The organism is Rhizorhabdus argentea (assembly GCF_037861105.1).
In the GTDB taxonomy this organism is placed as follows: Bacteria; Pseudomonadota; Alphaproteobacteria; order Sphingomonadales; family Sphingomonadaceae; genus Rhizorhabdus; species Rhizorhabdus argentea.
Window position 1 is genome coordinate 153,397 of record NZ_JBANFK010000007.1, and the last position, 21,185, is coordinate 174,581.

General features: G+C 63.9%; 19 protein-coding genes. 3 read left to right on the forward strand and 16 right to left on the reverse strand.

The window, feature by feature from the left end; all coding sequences use genetic code 11:
• Positions 1-13: 13 nt before the first annotated feature.
• The 4 genes from AAC645_RS09085 to ypfJ are packed head-to-tail and all read right to left on the reverse strand — an operon-like array spanning position 14 to position 3,567.
• Positions 14-1,000 (reverse strand): hypothetical protein, encoded by a 987-nt coding sequence (locus AAC645_RS09085; protein WP_340315418.1) that lies wholly within the window; start codon positions 998-1,000, stop codon positions 14-16.
• 10 nt (positions 1,001-1,010) lie between these two features.
• Positions 1,011-1,940, reverse strand: coding sequence for an NAD(P)H-hydrate dehydratase (locus AAC645_RS09090; RefSeq protein ID WP_340315420.1), 930 nt, complete (start codon positions 1,938-1,940; stop codon positions 1,011-1,013).
• Positions 1,937-2,704 carry a histidine phosphatase family protein gene (locus AAC645_RS09095; RefSeq protein ID WP_340315422.1) on the reverse strand — a complete coding sequence of 256 codons (768 nt, stop codon included), beginning with the start codon at positions 2,702-2,704 and terminating at the stop codon, positions 1,937-1,939. The genes AAC645_RS09090 and AAC645_RS09095 overlap by 4 nt, the downstream gene beginning before the upstream one ends.
• On the reverse strand, positions 2,701-3,567 hold the full coding sequence (gene ypfJ, locus AAC645_RS09100; RefSeq protein ID WP_340315423.1) for a KPN_02809 family neutral zinc metallopeptidase: 867 nt from the start codon (positions 3,565-3,567) through the stop codon (positions 2,701-2,703). Before ypfJ ends, AAC645_RS09095 begins: the two co-directional genes overlap by 4 nt.
• A gap of 361 nt (positions 3,568-3,928) precedes the next feature.
• Between ypfJ and AAC645_RS09105 the strand changes: the two genes are divergently transcribed.
• On the forward strand, positions 3,929-5,281 hold the full coding sequence (locus tag AAC645_RS09105; RefSeq protein WP_340315424.1) for a methyl-accepting chemotaxis protein: 1,353 nt from the start codon (positions 3,929-3,931) through the stop codon (positions 5,279-5,281).
• Positions 5,282-5,648: 367 nt separating this feature from the next.
• Here the strand turns inward: AAC645_RS09105 and AAC645_RS09110 are convergent, their stop codons facing one another.
• From AAC645_RS09110 to AAC645_RS09165, 12 genes are all read right to left on the reverse strand, one after another.
• Positions 5,649-5,918 carry a hypothetical protein gene (locus tag AAC645_RS09110; RefSeq protein WP_340315426.1) on the reverse strand — a complete coding sequence of 90 codons (270 nt, stop codon included), beginning with the start codon at positions 5,916-5,918 and terminating at the stop codon, positions 5,649-5,651.
• 23 nt (positions 5,919-5,941) lie between these two features.
• Positions 5,942-6,979 (reverse strand): chemotaxis-specific protein-glutamate methyltransferase CheB, encoded by a 1,038-nt coding sequence (gene cheB, locus AAC645_RS09115; protein ID WP_340315428.1) that lies wholly within the window; start codon positions 6,977-6,979, stop codon positions 5,942-5,944.
• A 22-nt stretch (positions 6,980-7,001) separates the two neighbouring features.
• Positions 7,002-7,451 carry a chemotaxis protein CheW gene (locus AAC645_RS09120; RefSeq protein ID WP_340315430.1) on the reverse strand — a complete coding sequence of 150 codons (450 nt, stop codon included), beginning with the start codon at positions 7,449-7,451 and terminating at the stop codon, positions 7,002-7,004.
• Between the two features lie 24 nt (positions 7,452-7,475).
• Positions 7,476-7,844: a response regulator gene (locus tag AAC645_RS09125; protein WP_340315432.1), complete on the reverse strand. Its 369-nt coding sequence runs from the start codon at positions 7,842-7,844 to the stop codon at positions 7,476-7,478.
• A gap of 75 nt (positions 7,845-7,919) precedes the next feature.
• Positions 7,920-8,381: a chemotaxis protein CheD gene (locus AAC645_RS09130; protein WP_422785815.1), complete on the reverse strand. Its 462-nt coding sequence runs from the start codon at positions 8,379-8,381 to the stop codon at positions 7,920-7,922.
• Positions 8,382-8,470: 89 nt separating this feature from the next.
• Positions 8,471-9,496, reverse strand: a complete 1,026-nt coding sequence (locus AAC645_RS09135; protein ID WP_340315434.1) for a protein-glutamate methylesterase/protein-glutamine glutaminase — start codon at positions 9,494-9,496, stop codon at positions 8,471-8,473.
• A complete protein-coding gene (locus AAC645_RS09140) occupies positions 9,493-10,359 on the reverse strand; it encodes a CheR family methyltransferase (RefSeq protein ID WP_340315435.1) in 867 nt (288 codons plus the stop codon). The genes AAC645_RS09135 and AAC645_RS09140 overlap by 4 nt, the downstream gene beginning before the upstream one ends.
• 9 nt (positions 10,360-10,368) lie before the next feature.
• Complete coding sequence (locus tag AAC645_RS09145) at positions 10,369-12,558, reverse strand: chemotaxis protein CheA (protein ID WP_340315436.1); 2,190 nt, start codon at positions 12,556-12,558, stop codon at positions 10,369-10,371.
• Positions 12,555-12,839, reverse strand: coding sequence for an STAS domain-containing protein (locus AAC645_RS09150; protein ID WP_340315439.1), 285 nt, complete (start codon positions 12,837-12,839; stop codon positions 12,555-12,557). The genes AAC645_RS09145 and AAC645_RS09150 overlap by 4 nt, the downstream gene beginning before the upstream one ends.
• A 54-nt stretch (positions 12,840-12,893) precedes the next feature.
• Positions 12,894-14,765 carry a methyl-accepting chemotaxis protein gene (locus tag AAC645_RS09155; RefSeq protein ID WP_340315440.1) on the reverse strand — a complete coding sequence of 624 codons (1,872 nt, stop codon included), beginning with the start codon at positions 14,763-14,765 and terminating at the stop codon, positions 12,894-12,896.
• A 558-nt stretch (positions 14,766-15,323) separates the two neighbouring features.
• Positions 15,324-15,944 carry a response regulator transcription factor gene (locus tag AAC645_RS09160; RefSeq protein ID WP_340315441.1) on the reverse strand — a complete coding sequence of 207 codons (621 nt, stop codon included), beginning with the start codon at positions 15,942-15,944 and terminating at the stop codon, positions 15,324-15,326.
• Positions 15,937-17,439, reverse strand: a complete 1,503-nt coding sequence (locus tag AAC645_RS09165) for an ATP-binding protein (protein WP_340315442.1) — start codon at positions 17,437-17,439, stop codon at positions 15,937-15,939. The genes AAC645_RS09160 and AAC645_RS09165 overlap by 8 nt, the downstream gene beginning before the upstream one ends.
• Before the next feature lie 849 nt (positions 17,440-18,288).
• On the opposite strand from AAC645_RS09165, the gene AAC645_RS09170 reads away from it, so the two are divergent.
• Positions 18,289-19,287 carry a YihY/virulence factor BrkB family protein gene (locus tag AAC645_RS09170; RefSeq protein WP_340315443.1) on the forward strand — a complete coding sequence of 333 codons (999 nt, stop codon included), beginning with the start codon at positions 18,289-18,291 and terminating at the stop codon, positions 19,285-19,287.
• Positions 19,288-19,693: 406 nt separating this feature from the next.
• Positions 19,694-21,160, forward strand: a complete 1,467-nt coding sequence (locus AAC645_RS09175; protein WP_340315445.1) for a protein adenylyltransferase SelO — start codon at positions 19,694-19,696, stop codon at positions 21,158-21,160.
• Positions 21,161-21,185: the final 25 nt, after the last annotated feature.

Below are 21,185 nucleotides of genomic sequence, written 5' to 3' on the forward strand. Positions count from 1 at the left end.
CGAGACGGCGTCTTCACTGCCGCGTCCAGGCCAGCCAGCGCGGAGCGGCCGGCCGATCGACCGGCTCCTGCGGGGGGTCTACCGGATAGCCCAGGCTCCGCAGATCCCAGTCCATACGCTGCTCCAGCCAGCGGTTCGACCGCGAGAAGCGTGCGGCGATCCATTGCCGGAGTTCGCGATCGAGGCCGGCGGCGGGCCGCGGCACCGGCCCGAACAGAGGAGACCGGTTGAGCTGCCGGAACAGCCATTTTCGGGCCGCATACCAATAAGGGACATGGACCAGCCATCGCTTGTAGAGCAGCGACCGCGCAGTAAATAGGTTGGCAAGGCGCAGCAGCGGCAACAGGCCGGAGCGATAGGCGCCGTTCACGCGCTCGCCGCCAGGATCCTGCAGGTCGGTCCGCAGCAATGCGCCGACCCGCGCGAGCACCGCCGCGCGGTCCCGCGCCAATGCCTCATATGGCAGCACGGTGACATGTTCGCGCCCGTAGAGGCGGTCATATGTCTCGATCAGGCCGCGATAGTCGAGTTGCGCAAAGTCGAAGCAGGGGATCTTGAACGGCCGGTCCTTGCCCAGGAAGCGATATCGCTGCGGGAGCAGATAACGGCGCAACGACGCCGTGCCGCCCTCGCGGACATATTGGTGATACCAGGACAGCGCCGCCGTCGGCTGAGCCCGGACGAAGATCAGGATATTGGCTTCGGGCAGAGTCGCGTGCAGCCGCCTCGCCATCTCCTTGGCGACATAGGTGGAGGAGAGACCTTGATGGAGGATGCCGGACAGATCCTCTTCGCACAGGATCGCCGGTTCGCTCGCCTGATCCAGATCGAGCGCGCCGCGCGCTGCCACCGGGTCGAAATCGAAGGCGTCGCGACACATGAAGGCGATGCGGATTGCGCGCCGGTCGACAAGCCGGTGGGTGGTCAGACGCGGATAGACCCGCTTCTGGAACCAGCTGGTTCCGGTCTTGTGTACTCCGATATGGACCAGCGGCCGCACCGCACTATCCTCAGTCCTGCCCGTCGCCGGCGGGTGCCATCAGCCTCGGCACCTCGCGGGGCAGGTCCCGGGCAAGAAAGCCGATTGGCCCGATCCGCGCCGCCGCCGCCTGCCCCGCCTGGCCATGCAGCCACACGCCCCAGCCTGCGGCGGTTACCGGATCGGCCCCGCGTGCGGCCAGGCCCGCCATGATGCCGGCCAGCACGTCGCCAGACCCGCCAGTGGCCAGCCCGATACAGTCGCTGTCGTAGAGCAGCGCCTTGCCATCGGGTGCGGCGATGATCGTCTCCCCAGCCTTCAGCACGATCGCCGCGCCGAACGCGCGCGCGGCAGCGGTCGCGCTTCCCACGGGATCGGCGGCGATCTGCTCGGGCTCGCAGCCGGTAAGCCGGCCCATCTCGCCATGATGCGGGGTCATGATCACGCGGCCGTTGCGCGCGGCGACGATCTCTCGAAGGTCGGCGGCGCAGGCAATGGCCGCCGCGTCGAGGATCACGATCTGCTCGTCGCGCAGTTCGGCGAACAGCCCTTTAATCAAGGCGCGTGCGCTCGACTGGCTGACCATGCCCGGGCCGAGCAGCAGCGTGTCGCAATAGCGCGCTGCGTCGACGAGCCCGGCCGCGGCGTCGGGCGCGATCTCGCCGTCATCGTCGGTCGGCAGGCCGATCATCGCCGCCTCCGGCACCAGCACGCCGAGATGCATCGCCGCGTCATCCACCGTCGCGATCTGCAGCTTGCCCGCGCCCGCGCGCAGCACCGCTTCGCCGGTCAGCCCGAGCGCACCGGGCACGAACCTGCTGCCGCCGACCAGCAGCACCCGTCCGCGCGCATTCTTGTCGGTGCTCTGGCCATGGCCGGGCAGCGGATGCGCCGCACGCCACGCCGCGTCGAGCGGCGTCGCATTGGTTCTTCCTGTGTCTAGCGGCGGCGCATTGGTCATCCGCGCGCTGCCACGATCTGGTCGGGCGCGCGGGTGACGGGCGCATGCTCGTCCTCCATCGGCGCAGTGGCGTTGTAGCGGACCAGCACCAGATTGCCGTTCTTCCCGGCCTGCGGATCGAACGCATATTCGGTGACCGAGCAATTCGCGACATCGGCGGCGCGATCGATCGCGAGAATGCGCTCCTCGTCGAGATTCTCGATGATGTAGCGCAGGCACAGCACGACCACCTGGTGCGCGAAGATCATTACCCGCCGCTCGGCGTAATGGAGCGAGACGGTGTCGAGCAGCGAGCGCAGCCGCAGGATCACGTCGCACCAGCTCTCCCCGCCAGGCGGGCGATGGTAGAATTTGCCGAGCACCGCGCGGAAACCCGCCTGGTCGGGAAAGCTGTTGGCGATGCCGCTGGTCGTCAGCCCGTCCAGGATGCCAAATTCCTTCTCGCGCAATCGCTCGTCCATGCAGATCACCTCGTCAGGCGCGGCCCCGCCGGCATCGCGGAAGCGGCGGGCGGTCTGGAGCGAGCGGCGATAGGGCGACGACAGCAGGATATCGGGCCGCGCGTCCTCGTCATTTTCGGAAAACCAGTGCCCGAGTGCGTCAGCCTGTTGCTCGCCCAGAGAACTGAGCGGCACGTCGACGTCGCGGCCGCTGATTGCGATGCGGTCGAGCGACGCTTCCTGCGCGGCGTCGCGCGCGACATTGCCGGCGCTCTGGCCATGGCGGATGATCCACAGTCGGGCGGGCCAGCGTTGCCGCATCATCGCCCGCCGAACGTGTCGCAGCGGGCCGGATCTCCGGTCGACAGGCCCACCTGCAGCCACTTCCGCCGCTCGGCCGCGCTGCCATGGGTGAAGGACTCGGGCACCACATTACCCTGGCTCGCCTTCTGCAGCGTATCGTCGCCGACCGCGGCGGCGCCGCGCAGCCCCTCCTCGGCGTCGCCCGCCTCCAGCAGGTTCTTGTCGTTCGCCGCCCATACCCCGGCGTAGCAGTCCGCCTGCAGCTCGACCTTGACCTGGAGCGCGTTCGCCTGGGCTTCGCTCATCCGACCCTGCGCAGCATGGACCTTGTCGAGCGTGCCCTCGAGATCCTGGATATGATGGCCCACCTCATGCGCGATCACATAGGCCTGCGCGAAATCCCCTGGCGCACCGTAGCGGCTGGCCAACTCCTCGAAGAAGCTTGTGTCGAGATAGATCCGCTTGTCGGTCGGGCAGTAGAACGGCCCCGCCGAGGCGTTGGCAAAGCCGCAGCCCGCCTGGGTGCCGCCCGAATAGAAGACCAGCGTCGTAGGCGTATATTGGCCGCCCTGCCGCGCGAACAGATCACCCCACACCCGCTCGGTCGAACCGAGAACCTTGAGCGACATGCTCTGGATCGGCGTCTTCTCGCCGGGCGCGGCGCCCGGCTGGCCCTGCTCGACCACCGGAGCGCCATCCTGGCCGCCACCGATCAGTGACAAGGGGTTCACCCCGAGCACCAGCGAGATGATCCCGATCAGCAGCAGCGAGCCGCAGCCCAGCCCGCCGCGCCCTAGCGGTATCCCAATCGGCAGCCCAAAGCCGCGACCGCCGCCCGAGCGGACCTCGTAGTTGGAGCTTTCCTGTTCGTCATCGAGCCGCATGCGTGCCTCCGGTTCGGGGACAATGCGCCTAGGACGTTATGGTTGCGCGAAGCTAATCCTCCCTCGAAGGGGAGGCGAACCGGCGCAACCCGGTGGAGGGATATTCTCCGCGCGCGATACAGCCGATATGCCGCATCACGCTCTCGATGTCGGCAAGGACCTCCACCGCCCATATCCGGCAGACATTCACCCGCCCTTGCGCCTCGCCGTCAATTCGATTCGAGTGCGCATGCGGCCGGCGGCTTGATCTTCCCGGCATATTGGACCGACCCGGCGCAGCGCGCCGGGTCAAGCTAACTGCTCGTTAACCTCAACCGGGTAAGGCCAATGCCGACTGGAGTGAGCAATGGACATGTCTTCCATGCGGAAACCTACCGCGACTACCTATCTGCGCGATACCGAAATTGCGGAGCGCATTGCTCTCTATAGCAGTGATGGGCTGCTTCGACAGCGACTCGACTTGATGTGGGAACGGGCATCCGAACTCATCCTGGCAACGACCGAGGAATACTGGGCGCCGAGGCTGGAAGAGATCCGCCGCCTGAGCAATAACGATCCGGGCGTGACAGCCGCGCTCAAGCTCGAGGATGTTGTTCGCAACCGCCGCTACAGCTATTGCCATCCGATCAATGCCCGGTGGATCAACTCACTCAGCATGGCGGGCATCGTCATCCACCAGCTCAAGATGCCGATGGCCGAGGCGGTGCTCGATCTGGCGGCCGAGGCTTCGCTGGTGGCAGACCGCATTGCCGAACATTTCGCCGAAGATCCGGAATTCGTGTCGATAGCGCAACACACGAGCCATCTTCTCGGCCACATCAGACTGGAGCTTGCTCTTTCTCATATCAACGCGTTGTACAGGCAGCGGTCGCTGGACGCCCGCGAGCACGCCAGCACGATCTTCCGCGATGATCTCGGGGGCATATTGGGTACGACGCTCGAAAGCTCCGGGGCGCTGCGCGACCAGATGGTCCATGCGGCACGCTCGGCACGAGGGATGCTGGGGAAGACGGCTGATGTGGCGTCCGCCGCTGAGCAGTCGGCCACCGCGATGCGCGATGCGGCACAGACTTCTGCCGGGTTGATCCGCGCTATCGAGGAAGCCCGGCGCGAAGTCGATATTACCGTCACCGTGGCGAGCCGCGCGGCCGATCAGTCGGCCGAAGCCGTCACCGTCTCCCAGGCACTCACCAACCATGCCCATGCCATCGAATCGATTTTGGGGCTCATCCGCGACATCGCCGGACAGACCAACCTTCTCGCGCTGAACGCGACGATCGAGGCTGCTCGCGCAGGCGATGCAGGCAGAGGGTTTGCCGTGGTCGCCCAGGAGGTGAAGAATCTCGCGAGTCAGACCGCTCGAGCCACCGATGACATCGCCAGGAAGATCGCCTCGATCCAGACCGCAACCCGCCAGGCGGTCGATGCGAATGGCTCGATCCGCGACACCATCGGCGAAGTCGAGACGCTCGCAGGGCGGGTGCTGGAAGCGATGGATATCCAGGCGCGCACCGTGACGATGATCACCGCCGCCGTCGACGAGACGGCAATGGCGGCGGATTCGATGTCTTCGACGATCGCGGAGATCCGCTCCGACACTGAAAATGTCGCGGTCCACTTCGACAAGCTCGAGGCAGGCTTCCGCACCGTGGATGACAAGCTCGAACAGCTGAAGGACACCGCCCACGCATTCGCGGCGCACATCGCGGCTTGATTGATTTCAAGTCAGCCCGACTCGCCTGCCGGCTCGGAAATCACTGACGGGACTCGATCCCGCTCATATTGAACCGGCTCCAGTCCCGTTTCCTTTATCGCCGTGGTTTCCGGGTCGTCAGGTGATTCCACCTGACTTGAAATCGCTCTGGAAAATGCTCTCGTCACCCCTGCAAGGACAGGGATCTATGTCTCTCTCCATTGTCCATGATCCTAAGTGGATGGAGACATAGGCCGCCGACTCAGCCTCAGGCGGGAGTTTGTCGCTGAGCGCCTGCCTTGCAAGCAGTCGAAGGGCAGACGCGACGTAATCAATGAACTTCGGAATATCAGATCAGCTTGTCACCGCCCGTGGCGATGGCGCGCCGTCACGCCTGTCGTATGAGATCGCCGAGACGATTGGCGATGCTTTCCAGCGGCGCTGCCGCACTGGCGGCCTGGATGTCGGGTGAGCGCAGGATATCCGCCACCGAAGCGCAGCGCTGACCGACATGGTCCAGAGCCTGCAGCTTCGCAACGTGCGCCGTCGTTATCGCGACGTCCTGGCAAAGCGCCATGCCGAGCGTCTCGAGCTCTGCGCGCGCGTCGTCGAGCTCGGTCGCCAGCATCGCCAGCAGCGCCTTGTGATCGATCAGCATCTGGTTTCCCGGTCTTGAAGGGTTCAAGCAGCGTCGGCGATGCGGCGGCACGTTTCGAGCGCGACGACGCCAATCTCGCTGAGCGGCAGCTCGCGCTCGACGCCTCCAGCGGCGCATGCCGCGGCGGGCGCCTCATGAACTGCCGAGCTAGCGCTGTCCTGTGCCATGGTGAAGCCGCCCGCGGCGCGGAGCGCCTTCAGCCCCGCAGCGCCATCGGTGCCCATGCCGGTCAGAACGACGCCGACCGCGTTCGCGCCCGCGGTCTTGGCCATCGTCGCGAACAGGAGGCTGGCCGAAGGCCGAGCACCGTTGATCGGATCGGACTTCAGGAGACGCAGCGTGGGATTGGGCCATCGGCTCATCGCAGCATGGCTCGCCGGATCTGTGACCAGGTAGATCGTCCCCTGGACCAGGGGCTGATCATCCTCGGCGAGCACCACCTGAGCGGAGCAGGATGCCTTCAGCCGCTTGACCAGAGGATCGACGAAGCCGGGCTCGATCTGCAACAGCAGGATGGTAGGCGGACAGTTCTTCGGAAAGGTCGGCAGCATGTGCAGCGCTGCGTCGACGCCGCCGACGGACGCGCTCATCGCGACGACCTTGCCGTTCCAGTCATAGGCTGCCTCGGTGGCATGGCGGATCGGCTTGACCTGCTTCACACCGCCGTTGGACGCCGCGATCACGAGCGCCGCCAGCTTCGGCGCAAGCGCGTTGAATTCGTCCGGGGTGGCGCTCTTGGGCTTGGGGAAACAGTCGATGGCGCCGAGTTCCAGCGCCCGGAAGGACGTCTCCGCGCCCTTCTGCGTCAAGGTCGACAACATCACCACGGGGGTGGGTCGGTCGCGCATGATCTCCTCGAGGAATTCGAGGCCGCTCATCCCCGGCATTTCCACGTCCAGCGTTATCACGCTCGGCTTGAGCCGGATCATCATTTCGCGCGCCTCATCGGCATTGGCGGCCATTCCGACGACCTCAATTCCGCGTGCGCGCTCCAGCACGCCGCTGAACAGCGCACGCATCGTCAACGAGTCATCCACGATAAGAACTCGGGCAGTCGTCATCTCGGTAATCCTAGGTACGGGGTCAGGCGGCGGCTGCGAGGTCGGTGCCGGCAAGCTCAAGCGACAGATGATCGAGTGCCAGCACCATCACCATCCGGTCCTCGACGGAAGCGATGCCTTCGAGATAGGACGTGGTTGCGCTGTCGCCGACGTTCGGGGGCGGCTGCATGCCGGCATTGTCGATCGAGACGATGTCGTTGACCGAATCGACGATCAGGCCCTGAAGCTGCCCGCCGATGCGAACGACGATGATGACGTGCCGCGCGGTCGGCTCGGTGAGGCCCCAACCCAGCAGCGATGCCAGATCGATAACCGGCAGGACGGTCCCGCGCAGATTGACCACGCCGCGGACATGTTCGGGGACGTGGGGAAGAAGCGTGGTCGGCGTCCATGCCCGGATCTCGCGGATCGCCATGATATCGACGCCCAGATATTGTTCGCCGATCTGGAAGGTGATGAGCTGCCGCAGCATGATATTGTCCTTTCGGTGAGCTGATCAGAGGGTGACGCGGCGGATTGCCGAGGCGAGCTTGTCCGGATCGAAAGGCTTCACGATCCAGCCGGTCGCACCGACCTCACGGGCGCGGGCTTTCTTGGCATCCGAGCTTTCGGTGGTGAGCACCAGGATCGGCATCTCGCCGCGGCCGCGTTGAGCGCGCACCGCCTCGACCAGGCCGAAGCCGTCCATGCGCGGCATGTTGATATCGGTGATCATCAGATCGGGCTGGTCGTTCGCCGCCAGCCACTCGAGCGCGGCGATGCCATCCACGGCCTCATGCACCAAGTGCCCCTGCTGAACGAGGGTGTGCCGGAGCAGCATCCGCATGCTGGGCGAATCATCGACCGTCAAAATCGTCTTGGCCATAGTTTTCATCCTCGTTTCAGGGCGCCGCCCCAGCCACTGCAATTGGCGTTTGAATCACAACTACCCGTCTTTGGTTCAGAAAAGCTCAACGGCTCCTCCCCCCGTGCGCAAGGAGGCAGGAGGCGTTGCGATGGGAACATCCGCCTCGACCAACCGGCAGCGAGCCTGACCCGCCGTCGCGCGAAAATCGACGCGGCGCGCCAACACGCCGCCGAGATTGCTGTGCGCCAGCGGGATGCCGTCGCGGACGAGGAAGGCGCGTGCAAAATCGGCGTTGCTGGTGCCGATCGCCTGCATCCCCGCGTGAAGATTGGCGCCGCCATAGAGATGCGCTCGCAGACGGCTGCGGATCGCCCCCGCCTGAAGCATCTCGTTGATCAGTACCTCCATGGCGTATAAACCATAGCGCTCAGCTTCAGCCGTGCTGCACATCGTGCCTTCGCGCGGCTCCGCCAGCAGGAAATGATTCATGCCACCGACACGCGCGAGCGGATCGAACAGGCAGCAGGCGACGCAGCTTCCCAGCACGGTGGACATGACGACGTCGTCATTGTCCGTGACGCGGCAGCTGCCCTGGATGACATTGATCCGTATCTCACGGCTCAGCCCTCCATTGATGTCGTGTCTCAGAGGCTGCACAGGTCGAGCACCTTGCCTGCGATACGATCAATGGACAGGACGTCTTCGACAGCACCGATCTCATTAGCGACCCGCGGCATGCCATATACCACACAGCTGGCCTCATTCTGGCCAACCGTCCGGGCACCTGCCTGGCGCATCGCCAGCAGGCCTTCAGCCCCGTCGCGCCCCATGCCGGTGAGGATCACCCCGACGGCGCGTGCGCCGATGGTCTGGGCCACCGAACGGAACAGCACGTCCACCGACGGACGATGGCCGCTTACCGTGCCGGCGTCGATCAGCGAGCAATGCGGCATCGCGGTGCCGCGCACCATCAGGTGGCGCAAGCCGCCCGGGGCGATATAGACATGGCCCTGCTCGAGCGGGGCGTCTGGCTCGGCCTCCCTGACCTTCGGCGGGCAATTGGCATCGAGCCGCGCCGCGAACGAGGTGGTGAACGTCGCCGGCATGTGCTGGACGACAACCGTAGGCGGGCAATTCTCGGGAAATTGCTGCAGCACCGTCATGAGTGCCTCGACGCCACCGGTGGACGCGCCGATCGCGATGATCTTGTCCCCGGCACGATAATCCTTGCGCGGAGTCGAGGCCGACGTGTCGCGGACGAACGTGCGGTGGCGGCAGCGGGCAGCCCCCTTGACCATGGTCGCAAGCGTGCCGTCGTCGGTGGCGAGCAGATCCGCGAGGCCGCCGCAGGGCTTGGCATAGCAATCCACCGCACCCAGTTCGAGCGCGCGCACCGTAGCCTCCGCCCGCCTGGTCGTCAGCGTCGAGCACATCACGACGGGGGTGGGCCGCAGCCGCATCAGTTTTTCCAGGAAGTCGAGGCCGTTCATCCCGGGCATCTCGACGTCGAGGGTGATGACATCCGGGTTCAGTTCACGGATCATCTCGCGCGCCGACTGGGCACTGGCGGCGGAGCCGATCACCTCGATCTCGGGATCGCGGCGCAGCAGTCCGCTCAGGAACGCGCGCATGGTGGGGGAATCGTCGACGATCAGGCAGCGAACGGTCATGCCGCGCCCTTTCTGTAGATGGTCTGGCCGACCGACACGAGTTGCTGGGCGGCCGGACCGACCAGCCGCTCGGAATGGCCGATGTAAAGGATCCCGCCGGGTGCCAGCTGATCCGCCAGCCGCTTCAGCAGCAGCTCCTTGGTAGGCTCGTCGAAATAAATCATGACGTTGCGGCACAGGATCAGATCGAACTGGCCCTTGATCGGCCAGGCATTCAACAGATTGAGCCTGCGGAAGCGAACGAGGTCACGAACCGGCTGCGCTATAGTGAAGCGCTGCCCCTCGGATCTGGTCCAGATCTGCGCATAGCGGGTGGGAATATCTCCCTTCAGACTGGCGGGATAGACGCCTGTCTCTGCGGTGCGAAGCACATGCTCGGCAAGGTCCGTCGCCAGCAGGGCGACGTCGCCTTCGCAGATGCGTCGCGCTTCGGCCGGATCCGTACCGAGCAGGCACATCGCCAGCGAATAGATTTCCTCTCCACTCGATGCCGCCGACGACCAGATCCTGATCCTCTCGCCACGCGCCAGGCGATCGACATACCCCCGACGCACATGCTCCTCGAAATGCTCGAAATGGTGGATTTCGCGAAAGAATTTGGTGTGGTTGGTGGTCAGCGCCTCGATCGCGCGCGCGCGCTCCGCCGAATCGTTGCGAATGATGTTCACATAGTCGGCAAAGCTGCGAAGGTCTTTTTCGCGCAGGAACTTAGCCAGCCGCGAATAGATCAGCATCGCCTTGCCTTCGGGCATGCAGATGCCGGCATGGGCATGCACCATCGTCGCGATCGCTTCGAAGTCCCGCTCTGTGTACCGATATTCCTGGCCGTCCTCGAAGGTGCGGCTGTTGGTGAGATCGTTCATCCTGTCAGCTCACTTCACCGCGCGCAGCGACGGACGCTCGATCTGCGGCCGAGAAGCGCTGGTGATCGCCTCGACATCCAGGATGAGGGCAACACGTCCATCACCGAGGATCGTCGCACCTGCGACACCTTCGATCTGGCGATAATTGGATTCGAGGCTCTTGATGACGACCTGGCGCTGGTCGCGGATCTCATCGACCATCAGCACCGCCTGGCCCGTCGCTTCGGACTCCACCACGATCAGCACCGCATTCGAAGGATCGGTCTGGGCGCCCGGTATGGAAAGACCCTCGGCCACTGACTGCACCGGCAGCCAGGTTCCCCGCACGTTCAGCATGGGCTGGCTGTGCCCCATCATCTTCACATGGTCCTGTTCGGGGCGAAGGCTCTCGATGATGTGGGTCAGCGGGATGACGTAGGTCTGCTCGCCGACCGACACGATCATGCCATCGAGGATCGCTAGGGTCAGCGGCAGCGACATGGTGAAGGTCGAGCCTTCGCCGGGGCGCGAGGAGATGCTGATCCGTCCACCGAGCGCCTGAACGTTGCGGCGCACCACATCCATGCCGACGCCGCGTCCGGAAATGTTCGAAACCGATTCAGCGGTAGAGAAGCCGGCGGCGAAGATCAGATTGTCAATCTCCTCGTCGCTCAGCCGCGCATCGGGCGAAACCAGCCCGCGTTCGATCGCCTTGGCGAGAACGCGCTCACGGTCGATGCCGCGGCCATCGTCCGACACCGAAATCATGATGCGGCCCGAGCGATGCTCGGCCGACAACCGCACCCGGCCCTGCGGGTCCTTGCCTGCGGCAATCCGGTCCTCCGGCTTTTCGAGGCCATGATCGATCGCGTTGCGGATCAGGTGGGTGAGCGGTTCGCCGATCCGCTCGACGACGGTCTTGTCGAGTTCGGTGCCCTCACCTTCCACCTCGAGGAGGACGCGCTTGCCGGTGCTACCCTGGAGTTCGCGCACGATCCGCGGTACGCGGCTGAACACCGAGCCGATCGGTTGCGCGCGGATCGCCATCGCGCTGTCCTGCAGCTCGCGGGTCAAGTGGTCGAGGTCGCTCAGTTCGGTGATCTGGGCGAGGCCGCAGTTGAGCAAGCGCTGGGCTAGCATCGACTGGGTGATGACCAGTTCACCGACCAGGTTGACCAGGCGGTCGAGCTTCTCGAGATCGACGCGGATCGTCTGGGTCACGCCGACCGGTGCACTGGTCGCCTTGTTCTCAGGTGCCGATACCGGCTCCACCACGGCAACGGGCGTGACCACGGCGACGGGCTCCGCAATTGGAGCCGGCTTGGCGGCAACCGGAACGGGTATGGCGGGCTCGACCGGCTTCGGCGCAGCTGCGACGGCGAGTTCGACCGGCGCCGGGGCCGCTATGGAGGCGGGCTCGACACCGTCGAAGACGATCAGGCAGTCTTCGGCAACGAACTCGAATATTTCCTCGATGGTCGCCCGCTTGATCCCGTCGGGAAGATCGACATGCCATCCAAGATAGCATTCCTCGGGATCGAACTGCTCGATAGTGGGCAGCGCCGAACAATCGACCTCGCGTACTATGGCGCCGAGATCGATCAGCTCGCGGATCAGCAGCAGCGGCTCGCCGCCATGGACCATGGCGCCGCGCGACGGCCGGACGAACAGGGTCGACTCGGCAGAGCCGGGTTCCGGCACTTCCTCTATTGCGCCCTTCTCCCAATCCGCGGCAGGAGCCGCGCCATCGTCGAGTTCATCCATCAGGCCGGCGATATCGAAGTCGAGGCCGGCGTCGTCGTTCACTTCCTCGGCCGGCGGCAACCCTTCTTCAGCTGCCGGCGTGCCCGATGACACGGCTTGGAGACGGTTCAGCACCTCGGTATCGTCCGGCGTCGGAGCCTCCCCGCCGATCGCCGCGACATGGTCGGAGAGCATGTCGAAGCCGGCGAGTAGCACCGAGACGAGGCTCGGCGTTATCGCGTGATCGCCGCTGCGGACCTGATCGAGAAGCGTTTCGAAGTGATGGGTGAAATGCTGAAGCCCGGTGAAGCCGAAGGCGCCCGAACCGCCCTTGATCGAGTGAACCGCCCGGAAGATCGTGTTGATCGTCTCGGAATCGTGCGAGCCCGACTGCAGCGCCAGCAGACCTTCTTCCGCCTGCACCAGCCCTTCGGCGCATTCCTGGAAGAAGATGTCCTGAATCTCTTCGATTTTCATGACGATGCTCCGTCTGCGGGGAAGAGGATCTGCTCCATGCCGGCTAGCCGGGCGGTCGCAAGCAGGGTGTCGCCGGTGCCCGACAGCACCACACCTGTACCGCGCTCCCTGCCAGTGCGGACGGCGCAAGCCAGGAGTTGAAGCCCGGCAAGGCCGATTTGCTCGACCGCCTCGCAGGCGATCTCGATGGGTCCGGTTCCAGCGAAGGCAGCCTTCAATTCATCGAGATAAGCGGTGACCGCGCTGCGATCCATGATCGGGGTAAGGGTGATGCGGGTCATGCGAGACGCTCCATGAACAGGTCTTCTATCGTGTAGGACGGGCCGGAAGAGCTCTCAGAACTCATTCCAGTCGTCTTCCGATGCGATCGCGAGTGCCGCGTTGCCGCGTGAGAGCGGAGCGCTGCGGACAATACGGGCCGCGACCGGGCTTGCGGCGTGGTGCACTTCGCCACGCACGGGCTCGATCCTGGCGCCGCTGCCGACGTCGAAGCGCGAAACCTGACCGACCAGCTGTTCGGCTTCGGTGGAGAGGCTCCGCGCGGCGGCCGCACATTCCTCGACCATCGCGGCATTGCGCTGGGTGACGCTGTCCATCTCGGTGATGGCGGTGTTGACTTGTTGCAGGCTGGCGGACTGCTCCTGTGCCGCGGTGGCGATGTCGGCGACGAGGCCGCTCACCTCGTTCACGCGCTCGGAAATCCGCTCCAGCGACTTGCCGGTTTCTCCGACCAGCCTGACGCCGCTTTCCACCTGGCTCGAGCTCGCCATGATGCGGGCCTTGACGTCCTTCGCCGCCTCGGCGGCGCGCTGCGCCAGCGCCCGGACCTCGGATGCCACAACGGCGAAACCCTTGCCGGCATCCCCTGCCCGCGCCGCTTCGACGCCAGCGTTCAACGCCAGCAAATTGGTCTGGAAGGCGATGCCGTCGATGACGGTGATGATGTCTGCAATTTCCTGCGAGCCGCGCTCGATGCCATTCATGGCCTCGATGGTTTGCTGGACGACCGCGCCGCTCTTGTCGGCATCGGCCTTCGCCTGCGCAACCGCCGCATTGGCCTTGGTCGCGCTCTCTGCGGTTTCCTTCACGGTTGCGTTGATCTGGTTCATCGCAGCAGCGGTTTCCTCGAGGCTCGCCGCCTGGCGTTCGGTACGCCGCGACAGATCGCCCGAGGCCTGGTCGACCTCGCCTGCACCGGTTCGGATACCGCCGCTGCTCGACGAAATGGCGAGCATCGCGGTGCACAGCCCCTGAACCGCCGCGTTGAAATCATGCTCGAGCTTCGCATAGCCGCTGGGAAAACCGCTCAGCGAGGTGGTCAGGTCGCCTTCTGACAGCCTGGCGAGACCGCTGGCGAGCTGGTCGACGATCAACTGCTGCTCGGCGTCAGCCCGCAGCTTGTCCGCATCCGATTTCTCCTTGGCGATCGCCGCATCGCGGAACTGCTGGACAGCCGCCGCCATTCCACCGAGTTCGTCGCCGCGATCGATGCCGGGAACCTCCGACCGGGTATCGCCCTCCGAGAGCGCAGTCATGCGGCTCGCCAGGGCACCGATCGGCACCGAGATCCCGCGACGCGCGATCGTCAGTCCTGCGGCGATGCTGAGGATGACGCCGATGATGCCGCTCGAAACGATAAGCTTGATCGTGGAAGCGGTATCGACCGACAACGCCTCGGCGTCCTCCGCGACGGTCTTGCTCAGCTGGTCGTTGAGCGCCACCACGGACTTCGAAAGGGCTTCCATATCGCGATCGACGTTAGATAGCGCGATCCGCGCTTCATCCTTGCGATCGGCCAGCCCAAGGCTGATGGCCGCATCGTTCGCCTGTGCAATTTCCTTCATCTCGGCGCGAATGGGCATAGCCTCATCCGAGATGTCCGGGTTGAACTTGACGGCCTCGTCGAGGGTCGCAATAGCAGCCTCTCCGCTCTTCCGCGCGATGTCTGCGGATTTGCGAGCTTCCTCACTTGCGCCGGGATAGGCCATGACCCGATAGCCGCCATAGACCATATCCACGCCTTGCCGAAGCGAACGCGTCATGCGCTGCACCGATGGCTGAACATGATTGGTCAGCTGGCCATAGGCTGTGTCCATCTTGATGAAGCGGGCTGTAGCGAGGCCGGTGATGCCGAGCGCGAAAGCTGCCAGCAAGCCGACGACCAGACCGATCTTCTGAGAGACGGAATAGTTGCTGAGGTTGAACATCGGTATTTCCTCGAATTGCGAAAATTAGGAATACGCTCGACACAACAGACGTGCGCCGCGCCCGCAGGGTGAGACGTTCAAGGGGATCGCACCAGGCCTTCGGATGGATTCCAGCGCTCTTGCCGGCAGACGGACGACGGCGACGCCTCGCCTGCCCGCGGGCAGTGGCGTTGGGAAAGATGCCGCTTCGCTCGTTTCGATCGAGCCGTTCTGATAAGGATGCATCGGGCCGCCTGCGACTTGGATATGTGCAGGTTGCTAGGACCTCGGGGTTAACAAGAGGCTAAGTATAGGCCCGGGATTTTTACCACCTATTTTTACCGATCTGGATCACAGAGCGGTTTCAGCGGCCTCGGCCCTCCAGTGCACTGTTTTATTTGTGAGAAATTGGGCACCGAGCTTGCAAAGATGCTGAGAGCCGGCCTGGGCCGGATCGCAGCGTCGCCCCGCCGAGGCGACTATCGGCTGCCTCCGCATTCATCGCGCCAGCCATGGCAACCCGATTGATTCGGTTCGCTTTGACCGGCTAGCACCTGCGCAGAGAATGACTGGAGCTGCCTAGCCGGCGATCAGCTTCGCCGCGAAGGCGATCTTCAGGACGTCGGCGACGCTGTCTACCGCCAACCGGTCCATGAGCGCCGCGCGGTACAGTTCCACCGTCCGTACGCTCAGGCCCAGCTTGTACGCGATCATCTTGTTGGGATGCCCTTCGACAAGCCCCATCATCACATCCTGTTCGCGCGGCTTGAGGCGGGAGACCTTGGCTTCGGCCTCAGCGGTCCGGGCGCGGCTCTGGGCGCTGCTGCCCAGCCGCTCGATCGCATCCACGATCGCGATCTCGAGCTGTTCGAACAGCACCGGCTTTTCGATGAAATCAGTCGCCCCATTGCGCATGGCTTGCACTGCCAGGGCGATATTTCCCTCGCCGGTCAGCATCACGACCTGATGCGCCGATTTTCGTCCCTGCATTTCCTGCAGGACCTGCATACCGGTCATCCCCGGCATGCTGAAATCGAGCAGCACGCAACCCGGCACCGCCGATCGTTCCTCCTCGAGCCACGACAGGCCATCGGAGTATGCTTTCAGCTTCCACGGCGTCCGGGTCGACAGCAGATCGACCAGCGACTCGCGAAGATCGTCATCGTCATCGACGATGTACACACAGGCTGGATCAGCCATTCTTTCCCTCCTCGTTCACGGCGGCTGGAAGGATCAATGAGAACCGGGCGCCCCTCTCCACTGTTGGCGTGTAAAGGAGCTGGCCGCCATGCGCTTCCATGATGCGTTTACTGATCGACAGGCCCACGCCCATCCCTCCCAGCTTTTCGGTGGAGAAGGGCGTGAAGATCTCGGCCGCCCGCTCGGCTGTGAGCCCCGGGCCGTTATCCTCGACCGCGATTTCGATAAGTCCATTGGGCAACCGCCGCACCGCCAACGAGATCTCCGGCTTCACCGTTCCCGGCTGCTCGAGCGCTTCCACAGCGTTGCGCAGCAGATTGAACAATACCTGCTGGATCTGCACGCGATCCGCGAGCACCACAGCCTGCGGCTCGTCGATCTTGATCTTGAGCGACATGCCCTTCTGCCGAACGGCGCTGGACAAGAGCGACGTCGCTTCGTGCACGATCGCAGCCACCGGTTCGATCCGCTTGTCCGCCTCTCCCTTCTCGACGAAGGAGCGCAGCCGTTTGACGATAGCGCCGGCTCGCATGGAATGATCGCTGGCCTTCCGGATCGCATCCAGCAACCGCTGGTGATTTTCCGGGTTATTCGATTGCGCCAGGAAGTCCGCAGTCGAAAGCTGGTTCACGACCGCGCCTAGCGGCTGGTTGAGTTCATGGGCCAGGGCCATGCTCAGCTCGCCAACGGCGCTCAGCCGGGCGACATGGATGAGATCGTTCTGCAGCATCTGCAGCTTGGCCTCGGTTTCGAACCGCTTCGTGTGATCGCGGATAAACCCGGTGAACAGCCGCTCGCTGTCGGTGGACGCATCGCCTACCCACAATTCGATCGGAAATTCGGTACCATCGGCCCGGACCCCGTACATGATCCGGGACTGGCCCATGATCCGCGCTTCGCTGGTCTTGAGATAGCGCAGAAGATAACCCGCATGCTCGGAGCGATAGGGCTCTGGCATCAGAATCTCGATCGGCTGGCCGATCGTTTCCGACTGCACCCGACGGAACATAAGCTCGGCGGCGGCGCTGAATGCGCGGATTTTGCCGAACTCGTCGATCACGATCATCGCACTGGGGACGGTCGACATCGTCGCACGCAGTTCAGCTTCGCTGCGGCGTTTATCGGTCTGATCGATCAGCGCGCCCACCAATTGCCGTAATTCGGAGCCTTCGAACAATGGCCGGATGGAAGTGCGGAGCTGCCGGCGGTCGCCATCACGATGCACGAACGTCAATGAAATCTCGACCTGCTGCTGACCATCGCGCAGGGAGCGCCGCAGCTTGCGAAGATGCCTCGCCTTCGCCGTCACCGGCAGCCCGCGGAAAAGCGCGATATCGAAGTGACTGGCCCCTACGGGGAGTTCCAACATCTTCGAGGCACCGGCCGATAGCTTGATCTCCGCGGCGCGCAGGTCCCAGGCGAAAAAGCCGATAGTCTCGAGATCGGAGACGGCACCCATCTGCAAGGCAGTGACCGCTTCCGGCAATTCATACACCAACCCACTCGTTTCGAGGTTCAAAGCACGCCCCCTCGCTGTGCGGCGATCGCACATCGATCCGTTGCCGTATCCGCCATTACGTTCTTCCAGCCCCGGAGAACGATCACGCTAATCGCCAACGATAGATGGATACTCGCCATTTACTCGTTTTGCAAAGATTACGTAGTTTCCCCTATAAGACAAAAATTGATTATATAGACTGACGGCAGCTTAATTCGTTGCAGCTATTATACAGATCTAGGTCGTACCGGTTACGACGGAGCAATTTTCCCGCCTGCGTTTTTATGGATTATCATCTCTATCGCTCTTCAGAAGCGATTCGAGCATTGATCCACTGTGGGTTTTCCCGGTTTCTCTCCAAATTGGATGAAAATTTCTAATAATAGCATTAGTGGTAAGTGCTGATGTCACCGCAAGTGAATCTACGTTGGTATTTTTCGATACTTGTCATGGCGAAGCAGATCCAACATCAAGCATCGACGATGTGTTCACGAGCGTCAGTATCGAGGAGTGCTTAAATGGGAGCTTATCGGGTCTACATCATGGACTGCATGGGTCGCCACATCGAGGACTACGCTTCGATCAGCGCATCAAGTGATGCGGACGCCATTCAGGCCGTAGAGCGCCGCCACGACCGCCATCCATCCGAGCTATGGTTGAGAGACCGGCTCATCAGGGCTTTCCCCTCGCACAGCGCGATGTACCACAGCGCGCGATAGCGCTTACCACATCCACTCGCCGACCTTTGCCGGTGAGCGAGGCCCAAGTGGCGTAGGCGCTTTGATAGTAATAAATTCTCCTGACTTTTGAACAGCTCACGCGTTTACGGGCGTGGGAGCACACAACATGACCGTGATACAGCATCAGGACGATCTCGGCGCGACCGCCGGCAGCCCGGGCGTTCTACGCTGGTCAGCCTGGCGCGCGATTCTCTGGCGGGTGTGGATCAACAGCGGGCGCCATAATATCGGGCTGATGGCCGGCGGCGTGGCTTTTTACGGCTTCCTGTCGTTCGTGCCGCTGCTCGGCGCGCTGGTCATGACCTATGGCTTGGTCGCCGATCCAGCGACCGTCACCGAGCATATGCGGATGATCATCGATCTGGTTCCCGCCGATGCCGCGAAGCTGATCTACGATCAGCTCGTCTCGCTCACCACCACGGCGGCCAGCAAGAAAGGCCTCGGGCTCGGGCTCGCACTGGCGGTCTCGATCTTCGGCGCGAGCCGCGCTGCGGGCGGCATGATGAGTGCGCTCAACGTAATCTACGAACAGGAGGACCGCCGTGGGATCCTGCTGAGCACCGGAATCGCCGCGCTCATGATCGTCTGTGCGATCCTGATCGGAATCGTCGGCGTACTGTCCGCTTCGGTGCTGGGCTTCGTTCAGGATCTCATCGGCGGATTGGGCCCGATCGGGGCGACGCTGGTCCGGATCGCCACCTGGGTTCTGGCTGGCCTGCTCGCCAGTGCGACGATCGCCGCAATGTATCGCTTCGCGCCGGATCGCGCCGATGCGCGCTGGCGTTGGCTCAGCGTAGGAGCGGTACTGGCCACGATCTCCTGGCTGCTGGTGACGATCGGCTTCGGCTTCTATGCATCACGGTTCGGCGGTTATGACGTAACCTATGGATCGCTCAGCGCGATCGTGGTGCTGCTGATGTGGCTGTACCTCTCGGCCTACGCCATATTGGTCGGCGCGCTGGTGAATGCCGAAGCGGAACGGCAGACCTCTGTCGACAGCACGGTGGGCCAGCCGCAGCCGCTGGGCGAACGCGGAGCGACGATGGCGGACATGAGTGCAGCGCTTGATGCGCAGACCAAGGACTATGCGCAGACCAAGGACTAAAGGCTACGCAAGCGCGCCGCGCTGTGCCGAACAGGCCGAGCCGAGGCATATCGATCGGCCGCAATGTCGCTGCGTGCGCTTGCCTGGCGGACTCGTTCCATGTGCAGCATCGACAGCCTCATATGGGCGTCCGCGGCGATGCGGTTCGACGTTCGATATGCCATGTCCAACTCCGCCCTGGCGCGTCGAACATGATATTCGCGATCATCCTGTGTCATGGGAAGTCTCCGTTCTCCGGACACTTTGCCGTTGCGGCGCGCGCGGGTCATTTACCTGGATGGGAATATATAGCCAAAATCCTGAAGTTCCGGCGGCGGAGGCTACCGAGCGATCGGGTAATTCCACCGGACGTGAAATGCCTCTAGAGGCGATGAACTTCGACCGTCGCTAGGGAGTTACAAAGCCGATGCCCATTCCCTTCGACAACAGCTATGCGCGCCTGCCCGATCGCTTCTTCGCGCGGGTACCCCCTGCCAGGGCCCCCGCGCCGGCGCTGGTGCGGGTCAACGACGCGCTCGCCGCCGAACTAGGCATCGACGCCGCATGGCTGCGCGGGCCCGACGGTCTGCAGATCCTTTCGGGCCGAGAAATCGCGGGGGGCTCCGACCCGATCGCGATGGCCTATGCCGGGCACCAGTTCGGCGGCTTCGTGCCGCAGCTTGGCGACGGCCGCGCGATCCTGCTGGGCGAGGTGATCGATACCCACGGCAGACGACGCGATATCCAGCTCAAGGGCGCCGGCCGGACTCCCTTCTCCCGCTCCGGCGACGGGCGCGCCGTGCTTGGGCCGGTGCTGCGCGAATATCTCGTCAGCGAGGCCATGGCTGCGCTGGGCATCCCGACCACCCGCGCGCTCGCCGCGGTGACGACGGGGGAACCCGTCATGCGCGAAACCATGCTTCCGGGCGCGGTGCTCACGCGTGTCGCGGCGAGCCATATCAGGGTGGGCACCTTCCAGTTCTTCGCTGCGCGCGGTGATCGGGAGGCGCTTGGCCTGCTCGCCGATCATGCCATCGCGCGGCATTACCCGGACGCAGCCTCGGCAGCCCGGCCATATCGCGCATTTCTGGACGCAGTGATCGCCGCCCAGGCGCGCCTGGTCGCACGCTGGCTGCTGGTCGGATTCATCCATGGCGTGATGAACACTGATAATATGGCGATCTCGGGCGAGACCATCGACTATGGCCCCTGCGCCTTCATGGACCATTATGATCCGGCGACGGTGTTCAGCTCGATCGACCAGATGGGACGCTATGCCTATGGCAACCAGCCGCGCATCGCCCACTGGAACCTGGCGCGGCTGGCCGAGGCGATACTGCCGCTGCTCGCCGATGATGAGGATGCAGCCCTCGCCGACGCGCAGGAGGCACTGACGGCGTTCGCGCCCGCCTTCGAGACGGCTTATCATCTCGGCTTGATACGCAAGCTCGGTCTGTCCGCCAGCCACGAAGACGACATCGATCTCGTCAGCGCCATCCTAAGCGCGATGGCGGAGAACCAGGTCGACTTCACCCTGTTCTTCCGCCGCCTGGGCGACGCCCTGCTAGGCGACAGCGAGCCGGTCCGTTCGCTCTTCGTCGATCCGACCGCCTATGACGCCTGGGCCGTGCGCTGGCGGGGGCGCCTGGCCGACGAGTCCAGGGACCCGGCGGAGCGTCGCGGCGCGATGAACTCCGTCAATCCGGCCTTCATCCCGCGCAACCATCATGTCGAGGCCATGATAAGGGCGGCGGTGGACAATGAGGATTTCGAGCCGTTCGAGCAGCTGTTGTCCGTGACATCCCGCCCCTATGACGATCAGCCCGGCTTCGAACGCTATGCCGAACCGCCGCTGGCACATGAGAGGATCGCCGCGACTTTCTGCGGCACCTGACATCGAAGCCGCGACGTAACTCGCC